The sequence below is a fragment of the Flavobacterium difficile genome (genome assembly GCF_011392115.1).
In the GTDB taxonomy this organism is placed as follows: Bacteria; Bacteroidota; Bacteroidia; order Flavobacteriales; family Flavobacteriaceae; genus Flavobacterium; species Flavobacterium difficile.
This window is the reverse complement of sequence record NZ_JAAJBT010000002.1, coordinates 102,931-116,779: the sequence shown is the minus strand read 5'-3', so window position 1 is coordinate 116,779 and position 13,849 is coordinate 102,931. Positions and strand designations below refer to the sequence as shown.

Genomic DNA, 13,849 nt, shown 5'->3' with positions numbered 1-13,849 from the left:
CTTTAAATCTGGCAACAAATCATTCTATCATTTCCAACAAAATCTTTACGCAATTCGATATTACTGAAACCTAAATTTTCTAATAATTGAAGCGTTTCTTGACCTAAATATTGATTGATTTCAAAAAACAATTTACCATTTGGAGCTAAACTTGTTAAAGCCAATTGTGCAATTTTTCTATAAAACAACAAAGCATCAGTATCTTCTACAAACAATGCCAAATGCGGCTCATAATCCAAAACATTCTTTTTGATTTCTTGTTTTTCTAAATTTCGAACATAAGGCGGATTGGAAACGATAATATCGAATGGAGTGGAAAATTGTTTCAAATCATCAATCTCTAAAATATTTTGAAGGATAAAATGGACTTCAACTTCATTAGCAACCGCGTTTTTACTCGCCGTTTCTAAAGCTTTTTCAGAAACATCAATCGCTGAAACCCTAGCATTCGGAATTTCCTTTTTAAGTGAAATCGGAATACAACCTGAACCGGTTCCAATATCTAGAATACTTAAATGGTTAGATTGTTGGATTGTTAAATTTTCAGTTTTTGACTTTTGACTTTCTATAATCCATGCTACCAATTCTTCTGTTTCTGGTCTCGGAATTAAAGTATTTTCGTTAACTTCAAATCGATACCCATAAAACCAAGCTTCACCTGTAATATATTGAATGGGTTTTTCGGTTTTTAGTTCTGAAATTATGGTGTTCCATTTTTCTAAATCTGTTTCTGAAACTTCAAAATCGGGGTTTAATGATATGTCAATTCGTTTTAAATTATGGATATATTCCGTCAAAATAAAAAAGAAACTTTCTATTTCTGTGGCTTCCTGAATGGTTTGTAATTCAGAGAAAAAATACGTTTTTAAGCTTTTAATTTTCATTACAAATCTTTAATCATAAATACGTCACAAGCATTATGTCCCGTTGAACCCATAGGTCCATCTATATAAGTAAATCCTGATTTAACATACAATTTTTGAGCATCCTTCATAAAAGGTAATGTTTCAATATAACATTTATCGTAACCCGCTTGTTTGGCAAATTCTAAACAGTTTTGCATTAATTCTTGAGCAATTCCTTTTCCTCTTGCTTCTTTTGCTAAATACATTTTTTGTAGTTCGCAAATTTTAAATTCGGCATCAATCAACTGTCCAATGCCACAACCACCAAGGATAATTCCAGCTTCTTCTACTACAAAATAAATTTCATTTCCTGCTTGGTAAACTTCAGACAAAGTATCTAAATGCGGATCTGCATAAGCGGTTCCGACTTTTGGCGCGTCTAATTCTTCAAAAATAGTTCGGATAACAGTAGCGATTTTTAAGTTATCTTTTGGTTCAATTTTTCGTATTGTATAGTTCATGTGTAAATATAAAATGTAAAAGTACTAAATTTGTAAGATGATTGAACATGAAATTTACATGAAACGCTGTTTGCAGCTGGCAAAAAATGGTTTGGGCACAACTTATCCTAATCCGTTAGTAGGAAGTGTGATTGTACACAACGGAAAAATAATTGGTGAAGGTTGGCACAAAAAAGCGGGCGAACCACATGCGGAAGTAAATGCAATAAACGCAGTAAAAAATAAAGCATTACTTTCGGAAAGTACCATTTATGTGAATTTAGAACCGTGCAGTCATTTTGGAAAAACACCACCATGTGCCAATTTAATTATCGAACATAAAATTCCGAAAGTCGTTATTGGTTGCATCGATAGTTATTCTGAAGTGGCCGGAAAAGGTATCGAAAAATTAACCAATGCGGGTTGTGAAGTAATTTTAAACGTTTTAGAAAAAGAATGTTTAGATATCAACAAACGATTTTTTACATTTCATAACAAAAAAAGACCTTATATCATTTTGAAATGGGCAGAAACAGCAGACGGCTTTATTGCCCCTTTAGAAAATACATCCAAAAAATCCACTAACATATCAAACCAATATTCTAGACAACTGGTACATAAATATCGTACGGATGAACAAGGAATTTTAGTGGGTACAACAACTGTTTTAAAAGACAATCCGAGTTTAGATGCCAGAGATTGGTACGGAAATAATCCAGCTCGAATTATTTTAGATAAAACAAATAAAATCTCATCAGAATTTCAGATAAAGAACAAAAAAAATCCTACATTAATTTTTACAGAAGAAGAAAATTATGTAAATTCGGAAAATTGTATGTATGAATGCATTTCATTTGATAGTTTAGTCATTCCGAATATTTTAACAGATTTGTATAAAAAGAACATTCAATCTGTACTTATCGAAGGGGGAACATTTACGTTACAACAATTTATAAATAATAATTTTTGGGACGAAGCTCGTGTTTTTATTTCAGAAAACAACAGCTTAAAAGGCATAAAAAAACCTGATTTTAATTGGAAACCCATTCACGAAATTAAAATCAAAAATAACCAATTAAAAATATTCATTAATTATGATTGAAGCCATTATTTTTGATTTAGGAGATGTGTTTTTAAACTTGAATCATCAAGCTAGTATTGCTGCATTCGAAAAATTAGGATTAAAAGAATGGACAGCAGATTTAAAAACAAATGCGCTTTTATTTGAAACTGGAAAACTAGACGAACTTCAATTTTTAGAAGCTATTCAGAAAGAAATTCCAACGGCTGAATTATCAGAAATTAGAAACGCTTGGAATGCTGTAATTGGAGATTTTCCTCTGGAAAGATTAGAGTTTTTAGAAAAACTTCAAAACCAATACGATATCTTTTTGTTAAGCAATACAAATCCAACGCATATTGACAAATTTGAACACAGAGTGGGATTAACTTTTGCGAGAGAATTTTATGCGCACTTTAAAAAAATTTATTTTTCTTACGAAACGAAAGTCAGAAAACCAGAAACCGCCATTTTTAATTTAATCTTGCAACAAAACAATTTAAAACCCAACAAAACGCTTTTTGTTGACGATACTTTAGAGAATATTGAAGCGGCGAAGCAATTAGGCATTAATACTTGGCAAATTATTGTGGGTAAAGACGATGTCACCAATTTATTTGACAAAAAAATACTGTAAAATTGCAAGATTTAGAAATAAAAGACACGTATCATACGATTGAAAATGCTGTTGAGAATATTTTATTTAAAGAAAAAAACAGCAAATTTATAGGGTACGCCTTTCCGATTACTTCAGAAAATGAAGTAAAAACTCACATTGAAAACTTAAAAAAGGAACATTTTTCGGCACGCCATTGGTGTTATGCCTATCAAATTGGCACGGAAACTTTTAAATTCAGAGCTAATGACGATGGCGAACCCAATAATTCTGCAGGCATGCCTATTTACGGACAAATTCAATCTTTTGAAGTTACAAATATCTTAGTGGTTGTAGTTCGCTATTTTGGCGGTATAAAATTAGGAGTTGGAGGATTAATTGCTGCATATAAAACTACTGCACAACTCACTTTAGAAGAAGCCAACATTATTGAAAAAACAATTGACAAACATTTCAAAATTACTTTTGATTATAAAAGTATGAATAAAGTGATGCGAGTAATAAAAGAAAAAAATCTCGACATTGTAAATCAGAAAATGGAATGGAATTGTGAAATTGAAATTGCCACAAGAAAAAAAAATGCCAAACAAATAGTTGACATTTTTTCTAATTTATTTGAAATTGAAATTTCGGAAATCGAGGAATAATTCTAAAAAAATAAACCTACAAAACCTGTTCAATTTTTTCTGAAACATAAGAAGGAGGAAGCATCGGTCTGCCCGATTTCATATCGACAAAAACCAACATGGAATAACCAGTTGTTAACAAGTGATTTTCCTCATTATATATTTCATAATCAAATTCTATCTTCACAGAAGTCTGACTTTTTAAGATCGTTTTTACGCGTAATAAATCGTCATATCGTGCAGGTTTTTTATAGTCCATTTGTAAGGAAACTACCGGAAGCATTACGCCATTTTCTTCCATCCATTTGTAAGAAACTCCAAGATTTCTTAACCACTCAACCCTACCCATTTCGAAGTATTGCGCGTAATTTCCGTGATACACCACGCCCATTTGATCGGTTTCTGCGTACCGAACCCGTACCGTAAATTCATGCTCTTTCATACCATTTTTTTTTATTTATAAATCGTTAAATTTAATGTTAAGAAAATATTAAACAAGTCTTAATTTTGTTTACAACAATATTTTTTAAATTACAATAGCAAATTGTTTTTTTTTACAGAAAATTGTTCACATATTTGCCTTCCTATTATGAAAGACTTATCAACATAATTATTGCTAAGTTTTTTATTCTGAATTAGACTACAAAAACTATAAAAAAACAATAAACTATGACTAAAGCAGCAAAATCTGTTTGGAATAATTGTCTGTCCTTTATAAAGGACAACATTCAGGAACAAGCCTACAAAACTTGGTTTGAACCGATTGTGGCAATTAACCTAACAGAAGACAATGCTTTACACATTCAAGTGCCTAGTAAGTTTTTTTACGAGTGGCTTGAAGAGCATTATGTAATCATTTTAAAAACAGCATTAACTAAAGAACTTGGAAACCAGGCAAAGCTAGTGTATAAAATTAAAATGGAAAACACATATGGGAATAAACTTCCATTTACAGAGCAAATTCCTAGTACGCAACGTAGTTCAGTTAAAACGCAAGAAATAGACGTACCAGTTGTTAACAAAAATCCGGAATTAAAAAATCCGTTTATCATTCCTGGTATCCGAAATGTAAAAATTGAATCTCAATTAAATGCTAATTATAGTTTTGATAATTTCTTAGAAGGTGATTCTAACAGATTGTCAAGAAGTGCTGGTATGGCTGTTGCCAATAAGCCAGGTGGTACATCTTTTAACCCGTTATTAATTTTCGGTGGGGTGGGATTAGGTAAAACACATTTGGCGCACGCAATTGGAGTAGAAATAAAAGATAAATTTCCAGAAAAAACAGTCTTGTATATTTCTGCTGAAATTTTCACACAACAATACATCGAATCCGTAAAGAAAAACACGAGAAATGATTTCATTCACTTCTATCAACTAATTGACGTATTAATTATTGATGACGTACAATTTTTATCTGGAAAAGCAGGAACACAAGATGTATTTTTTCACATTTTCAACTACTTACATCAAAACGGCAAGCAAGTAATCTTAACTTCTGACAAAGCTCCTGTTGACATGCAAGATATTGAACAGCGTTTGTTATCTCGTTTCAAATGGGGATTATCAGCAGAATTACACCAACCAGATTACGAAACAAGAATTTCCATCTTAAGAAATATTTTGTACAGAGATGGTGTAGAAATGCCAGAAGAAATCTTAGAATACGTAGCCAAACACATAAAATCAAATGTTAGAGAATTAGAAGGGGCTATTATTTCATTAATTGCACAATCTTCTTTCAACAAACGTGAAGTAAACTTAGAATTAGCCAAACAAGTTGTAGAAAAGTTTGTAAAAAATATCAAACGCGAAATTTCTATCGATTACATTCAAAAAGTAGTTTCAGACTATTTTCAATTGGATACAGAAACATTAAAATCGAAAACAAGAAAGCGTCATATAGTACAAGCACGTCAATTGGCCATGTATTTTTCTAAGAAATTTACGAAAGCATCTTTAGCTAATATTGGCTCGCAAATTGGCGATAGAGATCATGCTACGGTTTTACATGCTGTAAAAACGGTAGACAACTTAGTAGCTACAGACAAACAATTCAAAAAGTTTGTAGAAGACATCAACAAAAAGCTAAGCATTTAAACATGTCTGTGAAAGTTTTAATGGTTTGTTTAGGCAACATTTGTCGCTCTCCATTAGCAGAAGGTATTTTAAAAGCAAAACTTCCTAATAATTATATTGTAGATAGTGCCGGAACGGCTAATTATCATGTGGGTTCAGCTCCAGACAAACGTTCCATAGCAGTGGCAAAAAAATTTGGCGTAGACATTAGTCAACAAAAATGCCGGCAAATCACTACATCAGATTTCGAAACTTTCGATTATATTTATGTAATGGATACGTCTAACTACAAAAATGTAATGGCAATAGCACCAAATGAAGAAGCCAAACAAAAAGTAAAAGTAATTTTAAACGAATTACATCCTAATAAAAATTTAGAAGTTCCAGATCCCTATTATGGTGAAATGGATGGTTTTGAACACGTTTACAAATTATTAGACGAAGTTTGTGAAGCAATTGCAGCTAAAATAAAAGCATAAAATTTATACAACACAACAATGAGCACATCCGCAAAACTAGGAACATTATATTTAATTCCTTGTACTTTATCTAATCCTGGAGAAATTACAATAAATCCATTTGACGTAATTCCTGCTCAAGTAAAAAATTGTGTGGATGCAATAGACCATTATATAGTGGAGCATGGTAAAACAGCCCGAAAGTTTATAAAAAGCATAGCACCTGAGAAAATTCAAGCAACTTTAACACTTTTTGAATTAAACAAGCATACCGAAGTTAGTGAGCATTACGAAATGATAAAGCCCTTGTTAAACGGAATTAATGTAGGGTTAATGAGCGAAGCTGGATGTCCTGGAGTTGCAGATCCTGGTGCGGTAATTGTAAAACTTGCGCATGAAAAAGGAATTAAAGTAGTACCTTTAGTTGGACCGAGTTCTATATTATTAGCTTTAATGGCTAGCGGTATGAACGGACAAAGTTTTGCTTTTACTGGTTATTTGCCAATTGATAAAAACGAAAAGAAAAGTGCCTTGCGAAATTTAGAAAAATGGTCGCAAGAGAAAAATCAGGCACAAATTTTCATGGAAACCCCTTATAGAAACAATAAATTTTTAGAAGATATCTTAGGAACACTCCATCCACAAACAAATTTATGTGTCGCTTGTGACATCACATTACCAACAGAATTTATTAAAACCAAAACGGTTAACGACTGGAAAAAACAAAAGGTCGATTTACACAACCGACCTTGTATTTTTGTAATTCAAAAAAATTAAAGAGTAACTTTTGCGAATCTGTTGGGATAAATAGTTGAAGTATCGTAACCATTAAATCTTTTAATGTACGACTTCAAAGAAGTTCCAAAACCATCTTTAAAACCGTTTTTACCATTACTTCGCAAATACGTTTTTACTGAACTTGCTCCTGCTAAATGTGCTGCAGCTAATAAACCTGATTCTGTAATTTTGATACCGTTTATTACGCGTCCAGAGTAATTTCTAATTTCTTTTCTTAATTCCCATTTATTGATGCTAAGTAATGCTTCAATAGCTTCTTCTTGTAAAGCTGGATTTTTAAGGAAATTTTTAAAATCGTAAACACCTACATTTCTCAATGTGCTTCTTCCGAATTGGTATTTACCCATGTAACCGTAAGCATTAACTAAATCATAAATCCCTGCAGATTCTTTTACTGCTAATGCTTGCTTGAATCCGATTAAAGTTTTTCCGGTATAAGGAATGGTAAAACTTAATTTTTCAGATTCGTCTTTTGAAGGAACTCGATAATCATAAACTTCTGTTTCTTCTAAATGAAACCCATCTACTGAATCTTCTTTCAATGCACTAAAACCTGAACTAATTACGGCAATAAATGCAATGGCTACTCCAAAATAAAAAATGTCTTTTCTCATGTAAATTTATTTCTCAATTGGGTAAAAAAAGAATTTTTAACAACGTGTTTGATTGACATAAATCAGACAACTCCAATTGAATTAACGGTGCAAAGATACATCAATTTTTTATTATTTTTCTGAAAACCAAGTTGTTAACATTTTATTAAGAAGAACAAAACAAGTAGAAACAAGCACAATAGCATTGACTAACAACTCTTTATAAAAATAAAAATGTTGATAATTATTTTTAAATATCAGTTGAAAAACACTCAAAAATCGATAAAAAGAGAGACGAAAAAAGAAACTTATTGTCCTTTCATGTACAAAATAGTGCCAAAAGTTTTTACGGCAATGTTAATATCTAGAAAAATAGTTCTATGCTTTATATAATACAAATCGTATTCCAACTTCATTAAACTATCATCTAAAGTTTCACCATACGGATAGTTAATTTGTGCCCAACCCGTTAATCCAGGTTTTACAATATGTCGGGTATGATAAAGAGGAATTTCATTAGCTATCTGATCTACAAAAACTTTTCTTTCCGGACGGGGACCAATAATTGACATCTCCCCTTTTAGCACATTAATAAATTGAGGAAATTCATCAATCCTTGTTTTTCGTAATAACTTACCAAAAGGTGTAATTCTACTATCATTAGCAGTCGCAAATACAGCACCATTTTGCTCGGCATTTACAATCATTGTTCGCAATTTGTAAATTTGAAAGGGCACTTCTTTTCTCCCAATACGCTCTTGGTGGAACAAAAATGGACCTTTATTCCAAACTAAATTAAAAAACCAAATCAAAGGTGAAATGAAAAGCAATACCGTAAGTCCGAGTAAAGAAACCAAAACATCAATAATACGCACTAAAATCAAATAGAGGCGATTTTGTTTTTTGGAAAAAGGAAAGAATTTGTATAACGATTTGTCTTTCAAATGAAGGGGAATTCGGTTCGTTAACTCTTCATAAACATCTTCATATTGAGTAATGGGAATACCGTTTTCCGCTATTTCTAAAAGTTTATTATAAATTTCTATGGATGTATTTTTAGAATCGTTGGCAATAACAATTTCCGAAACAAAATTTTCAGCTAAAAAACCATCAATTTCATTCAGACTTAGCTGAGATAGTTGTGAATCACTAATTTGATTATTATAATCGACATCAATATATTTTACAATTCGAATGTGAGGATCGTTAATAATTAATTCTCTTGATAATTTCAGAAAATCTTTACTTCTACAAACTAAAACAATGGGTTTGTAAAATCTTCTTGAAGCTAACAAATAAATATAAATTAATCTCCAAAAGGTTAAAGCAGTTAAAATAATTAGAAAAAGTAAAAACAATTCTATTCTTTTTTTTGGAAAAGAAGGCGTTATAATTGGTGTAAAAATGAAAAATAGCGTGGTAAAAAAAGAAGTTAACAACAAGCCTTTAGTAATTTTGTTAGCAAAACTAACAATTACTAAATTATACATTTCGAAAACAGTTCCTAATAAGTTAATATATACAGCTAGTACAGCAATCCAATAATAAGAAAGAGATAATTCAGAAAAATATTTTAAATCTGTACCAACATGAGTTAAAAACAGGAAGCCTACAACAAAAAACACATCAAAGAAACGCAAAAGTACTTTACGTTCAGAAATTTCGAAATGTTTTTTATAAGGTTTAGGCATTGCTTCAATTTGGAAATTAAATGTACTAATTAAATAGAGAAAAACAAATATATTTTACGAAACTATCTTAATATATCCATCCATTCATTTTTCACAACTTTCCAATCAAATAATCCTACAAAAGTTTTAGCATTGTGTACCACTTCCATTGTTTTTACGGGAAACAAAATACTATTTTCAATTTGTTTAGCCATTTCATTAGCGTCAGAATCAGGAACTAAAAACCCATTTTTTTGGTGCGAAATTAAAAAAGGAATTCCGCCAACATTGGTTGAAAAAACAGGCAAACCCAAAGCCATGGCTTCAATTACACTAACCGGCGTGTTATCAAAATGCGTTGTATTGATAAAAAAATCGTGTGCTTGAGCTAAAGCTGTCCATTCAGATTTTGATAATTTCCCAGTAAAGTTTACCGTTAAATTTAGTGTGGCTGCATAGTTTTTGGTTTCAAGTAAACTTCCGTCTTTATCCGGACCAACCATTGTTAATGTAGCCTCTGGAAATTTTTTTTGTAGAAGATTCAAAACATCAATCGCCATTTTAGGATTATAAATGGTTGAAAAAGCGCGAACCCACAATAATTTCGGACTAAAATTTGATCTTTCTAAATAGTGATAATCCATTAAATTTACACTATTTGGGATGCAAATTACATTAGTTACTCCGAAAGCATCAAAATGATGTTTTAAATAGGTTGAAGGCGAAACATTTTTATAAGCATTTTTAAAGATCAACTTACAAAATTTAGGATGAGAAAGTAATCTTTGTGGTAAATTTCCTCCATGTAGAATTGGAATGTAGCTAATTTTTAAAACTCTTGCGAGTTGACTACAAAAAAAAGCAAACCAAAAAGCCGATGTACTGTAAGTATCTATGAGAATGTAACTAGCATTTTTATGTTTTAAAATCCCGTAAAACATATGCAACATTCTTATGAAACTATTTTTTATGGAAGAATACGAAACAACATGAAAACCAGCTTGTGTCAAATTAGTACCTAACGTTTCAATAGTGGTTAAATTAACACCATGTTGCGATAGTTTATTGCCCAGATACAGAATCTTCATCTTCTTCGTTTTTAATATAAACATTTAATAAAGTTAAAGCATATAGTACACCAGGTGCCACAATTCGGGTAGCGGCATGATTAATGGTTAATCCCCAAAAAATTAAAAATGGAAAAAAATAAATATGATGAAACAACCTATATCTAAAGTATTTTAAAATGGGTACAAAGACTAATAATATCAAAATGATTAAACCAAGTGAGCCGTGTTCAGCTAAAAGTCGTGTAGGTTCACTATGTGCTTGTGCCCCATAAATACCTTCATCTTCACGTAAAATTCCACTAATTCCTGGGCCAACACCAAAAACCGGATTTTCATAAAAAAATTTCAAATCCGTTTCCATAATATCTTCTCTACCTGAAAGTCGCGACGTTTTAAATCTTCCAGCAGCATCCTGATTGTTGTATCTTTTATCAATCATTCCACCCGTTTGATAAGAAGTAAATAACCAAGCAACTACAGATAAAACAAATAATACTGAAAAAACACCTAAAAATTTAGACCTTGCCGGTTTGTTCAAAAGGTTATAAACCACATAACAAAAAACAAGAATCATAGCAAGAGAAGTTAAAACGCCTCCTCTAGAAAAAGTTATTAATCCGCGATAAGCGAACAAAAAGAATAAGAATAAAGAAACATAGGAAAAAAGCTTCTCTTTTCTATTAAAAAAAAACTGGATAAAAAACAAAAAAGCACCTAATCCCAAAATAACAGATATTTGATTAGGACCAAAACCACCAGAAGTAGCAAAATTGGAAGAAGTATTTTCAAAAACCTCTTTAGTATTTGAAGGAGTATAAATTATTACAGCAGAAAGAATACTAATCAAAGGACCTCCCATAACGAATAACAACTCATTCAAACGATTTAAAGTTAAGGTTTTGTTGTAGGTATAAAGAGAGGCAAAAATTAATGAAAAAGGACCTAACAAATTAAACATGATTTTTTTCCTAACATCTATTTCAAAAAAAAAGGTGTTTACAGTTAAGATAATTCCGGGTATAAATAAGATAAGAATAAAAAAGTAGGGCCAAGCTTTTAAACTAATTCTTTTAAAACTAAATCCAAGAATACAAAAATAGATTATAGAATATTTACCTATATCATACATCGAACCGGAAGATTTCATTCTAAACAAGACTTCCAAAATAACAATATAAAGCAATAAAGTAAGAACTTGAAAATCTTTATCATTATTTTTAACTACCCAATAAGTTCCTAGCACTAAGAAAACTGCATAATAAATAAAAACAAAAGAATTAAAAAAATGAATAATGACTCCTAAAAGCAAATGAATTAAGAGATAATTAAGTTTATTTATTTTAAAAAAATTCAATTATAAGAGTTTTAAATAGTGGTTAATGATGGCATCTTTTGAATAATTTTTTTGAATATGAACATATAATTCATTCGCAAAATTAGCACAAATTTGAGGATTTTCTATCAGATAAGTTAATTTGTTTACAAAAGATAATGTATCGTTACTTTCAATTAAAAATCCTGTTTTATAAGGAATAATAACTTCTCTAATTTCTCCAACATTTGTAGCAATAACGGGTAATTTAGACAAACCATATTCTAACAAAGAAACAGGAAGTCCCTCCGAACTGGAAGTTAAAATACCAATAGAACTTTGTTTTAAAACATTTGAAACATCATTTTTAGAACCATATAAAAACACTCGATTTTCTAATTGATAGCTGGCTATTAAAAGTGTAATTTTTTCTAAGTAAGAATCATGAAATTTTTTTCCAACTATATGAAACGTCCATTCTGGATGCAATTTTGATAGTTGATTGGCAACTTCAACCAACATTTCTAAATTTTTCTGCGGTCGAACATTTGCTAAACATACGATTCTTTTTCCTGCTTCACCATTCAATTTTGTAGTACCATTTACGGTTTCTATTTCAGGGAAATTTCGCAAATAACTCACCTTTTTACAAAACATTTTTTTAAGATTCCATTCTAAAAGTAATTGATTTACAACCACTATGCTATCAAAAAACAGAGAACATATTTTCAATACAAAAAATTTTCTTTCTTGAAGAAATTCACTGTTCCCATAATGATCATGCCAAATGATTTTGATTCTAGGCAACGTTAATTTTACTAAAACGGCTAAAAAAAAGGAAGAAGAATGCGCATGAATAAAACCAATATTATGTTGCACACAATATTTTCTAAATGAAAAAATCGCAGCAATATCAAACACTCCTTTTTTATTGAGGAACAAATAGTTGGCTTTATTTTTTATTTTATCCAACAACAAACCTTCTTTTCGAGTGGCTACAATTCCAGAAAATGCAATTTTGTTAGAAAGTGCATTAGCATAAGTAACCGCCATTCGTTCTGCTCCACCAGTATCTAAACTATCTATCAATTGAACAATTCTCATAGTTATCGTACTAATTTTACAATTTCATTTTCAAAATATTCTGTAGTAAATTGTTGAGACCAATTTCGTGCTTCAATACACATTTTCATATATAAAGCCTCATTTTCAATTAATTCGCAAACCAATTGTACATCTTCCTCCAGATTCAAATTTAACAAGCGCCCTCTTTTTTCATTTCCAATCATGTAATTGACACAAGAAACAGGAGTTGTTAATGGTAAACAGGACCAAAACATAGCTTCTGCAACTACTTTTGGCCAACCCTCAGATTTTGAAGGTAAAATTAAAAAATGACTTTCTTTTAAAGCCATTTCAACTTCATCTTTATCTCTATTACCTTTCAGAAAAACAAAGGCCTCAAGATGATTAGAAGCAATATAACGCTCTAATTCTGAATACAAAATACCATTTCCAAAAATACTTAATTGGACATCTACTCCTATTTTTTTTAAATTTTCTACTAGTTGAATCGCATACAAAGGTCGTTTTCCAACGGACAAAGTGCCTATAAAAACAAAATGAATTGTCTGATGCAAACTTCTTGGCTGTATAATTTCCTTTTTACTATCAGAGTAAGTAGCTGTAAAAAAAGGTTTTATATTTTTTGAAGAATTTTCCCATTCACCATAAACCAAAACTTGCATATTTTGGGTTAAAAAGGTGTGATTTAAAATCCATTTTTGAATTTTATAGGACAAAGGTTGCTTGGCATTTGGATCCCAATTTCCGGCATATTTAGCAGTTTTTGGTGTATTCGGAAAGAAAATTTGAACCAAACAACCCAACAAGCCCATATTACCTGGACAACGTAAATGAATATGATCTGCATCTTTCATAGCCACAAAAATGCGCCATAAAATATAAGGCAATTTTAAAAGTGTGACTATCGAATTAAAAAAAGTAGTGGTATCAAAACTAGGAACGGCTTTAAAAGTCAAATTTTCATGTTGATAATTTAAATCAAGAGTATCTAATTTCGAATTTTCAATTGGGGCTACAACAGTTACTTGATCTACATATTTTAACCAAATGTTCATTTCTCGAACATAAGGTGCATATCCATAATAATTAGAACCTTGTTTAATGTGTGGTACATGGGTTATGACTACGAAATTCAT

The 13,849-nt window shown here is 30.8% G+C and carries 15 protein-coding genes; 6 read left to right on the top strand and 9 right to left on the bottom strand.

The window, feature by feature from the left end; genetic code table 11:
* Nucleotides 1-2: 2 nt before the first annotated feature.
* On the bottom strand, nucleotides 3-884 hold the full coding sequence (prmC, locus tag G4D72_RS03415; RefSeq protein WP_166076212.1) for a peptide chain release factor N(5)-glutamine methyltransferase: 882 nt from the start codon (nucleotides 882-884) through the stop codon (nucleotides 3-5).
* Nucleotides 884-1,366 (bottom strand): GNAT family N-acetyltransferase, encoded by a 483-nt coding sequence (locus G4D72_RS03410; protein ID WP_166076211.1) that lies wholly within the window; start codon nucleotides 1,364-1,366, stop codon nucleotides 884-886. The genes prmC and G4D72_RS03410 overlap by 1 nt, the downstream gene beginning before the upstream one ends.
* Nucleotides 1,367-1,403: 37 nt before the next feature.
* Between G4D72_RS03410 and ribD the strand changes: the two genes are divergently transcribed.
* From ribD to G4D72_RS03395, 3 genes are read left to right on the top strand one after another with little or no spacing between them, the layout of a single operon-like run.
* Nucleotides 1,404-2,447 carry a bifunctional diaminohydroxyphosphoribosylaminopyrimidine deaminase/5-amino-6-(5-phosphoribosylamino)uracil reductase RibD gene (gene ribD, locus G4D72_RS03405; RefSeq protein ID WP_166076210.1) on the top strand — a complete coding sequence of 348 codons (1,044 nt, stop codon included), beginning with the start codon at nucleotides 1,404-1,406 and terminating at the stop codon, nucleotides 2,445-2,447.
* On the top strand, nucleotides 2,440-3,042 hold the full coding sequence (locus G4D72_RS03400) for an HAD family hydrolase (protein WP_166076209.1): 603 nt from the start codon (nucleotides 2,440-2,442) through the stop codon (nucleotides 3,040-3,042). The genes ribD and G4D72_RS03400 overlap by 8 nt, the downstream gene beginning before the upstream one ends.
* Before the next feature lie 2 nt (nucleotides 3,043-3,044).
* The gene (locus G4D72_RS03395; protein WP_166076208.1) at nucleotides 3,045-3,668 is read left to right on the top strand and encodes an IMPACT family protein; all 624 of its coding nucleotides are present in this window, start codon (nucleotides 3,045-3,047) and stop codon (nucleotides 3,666-3,668) included.
* Nucleotides 3,669-3,684: 16 nt separating this feature from the next.
* Here the strand turns inward: G4D72_RS03395 and G4D72_RS03390 are convergent, their stop codons facing one another.
* Complete coding sequence (locus G4D72_RS03390; protein WP_166076207.1) at nucleotides 3,685-4,089, bottom strand: acyl-CoA thioesterase; 405 nt, start codon at nucleotides 4,087-4,089, stop codon at nucleotides 3,685-3,687.
* Between the two features lie 227 nt (nucleotides 4,090-4,316).
* Between G4D72_RS03390 and dnaA the strand changes: the two genes are divergently transcribed.
* From dnaA to G4D72_RS03375, 3 genes are read left to right on the top strand one after another with little or no spacing between them, the layout of a single operon-like run.
* Entirely contained in the window at nucleotides 4,317-5,747 is a 1,431-nt protein-coding gene (gene dnaA, locus G4D72_RS03385) for a chromosomal replication initiator protein DnaA (RefSeq protein WP_166076206.1), read from the top strand.
* A 2-nt stretch (nucleotides 5,748-5,749) separates the two neighbouring features.
* Nucleotides 5,750-6,205, top strand: coding sequence for a low molecular weight protein-tyrosine-phosphatase (locus G4D72_RS03380; RefSeq protein WP_166076204.1), 456 nt, complete (start codon nucleotides 5,750-5,752; stop codon nucleotides 6,203-6,205).
* An 18-nt stretch (nucleotides 6,206-6,223) separates the two neighbouring features.
* Nucleotides 6,224-6,961 carry an SAM-dependent methyltransferase gene (locus tag G4D72_RS03375; RefSeq protein ID WP_166076203.1) on the top strand — a complete coding sequence of 246 codons (738 nt, stop codon included), beginning with the start codon at nucleotides 6,224-6,226 and terminating at the stop codon, nucleotides 6,959-6,961.
* Here G4D72_RS03375 and G4D72_RS03370 read toward each other — a convergent pair.
* The 6 genes from G4D72_RS03370 to G4D72_RS03345 all read right to left on the bottom strand — a co-directional run bounded on the left by G4D72_RS03370 (nucleotide 6,958) and on the right by G4D72_RS03345 (nucleotide 13,849).
* Nucleotides 6,958-7,596, bottom strand: a complete 639-nt coding sequence (locus tag G4D72_RS03370; protein WP_166076202.1) for a peptidoglycan-binding protein LysM — start codon at nucleotides 7,594-7,596, stop codon at nucleotides 6,958-6,960. The two genes, G4D72_RS03375 and G4D72_RS03370, sit on opposite strands and share 4 nt — an antisense overlap.
* Nucleotides 7,597-7,883: 287 nt before the next feature.
* Nucleotides 7,884-9,266 carry a sugar transferase gene (locus G4D72_RS03365; protein ID WP_166076201.1) on the bottom strand — a complete coding sequence of 461 codons (1,383 nt, stop codon included), beginning with the start codon at nucleotides 9,264-9,266 and terminating at the stop codon, nucleotides 7,884-7,886.
* A 62-nt stretch (nucleotides 9,267-9,328) separates the two neighbouring features.
* Nucleotides 9,329-10,333 carry a glycosyltransferase family 4 protein gene (locus tag G4D72_RS03360; RefSeq protein ID WP_166076200.1) on the bottom strand — a complete coding sequence of 335 codons (1,005 nt, stop codon included), beginning with the start codon at nucleotides 10,331-10,333 and terminating at the stop codon, nucleotides 9,329-9,331.
* On the bottom strand, nucleotides 10,308-11,669 hold the full coding sequence (locus G4D72_RS03355; protein ID WP_166076199.1) for an O-antigen ligase family protein: 1,362 nt from the start codon (nucleotides 11,667-11,669) through the stop codon (nucleotides 10,308-10,310). Before G4D72_RS03355 ends, G4D72_RS03360 begins: the two co-directional genes overlap by 26 nt.
* Entirely contained in the window at nucleotides 11,670-12,731 is a 1,062-nt protein-coding gene (locus tag G4D72_RS03350) for a glycosyltransferase (RefSeq protein WP_166076198.1), read from the bottom strand. It abuts the gene before it with no gap.
* A 2-nt stretch (nucleotides 12,732-12,733) separates the two neighbouring features.
* On the bottom strand, nucleotides 12,734-13,849 hold the full coding sequence (locus G4D72_RS03345; RefSeq protein ID WP_166076197.1) for a glycosyltransferase family 4 protein: 1,116 nt from the start codon (nucleotides 13,847-13,849) through the stop codon (nucleotides 12,734-12,736).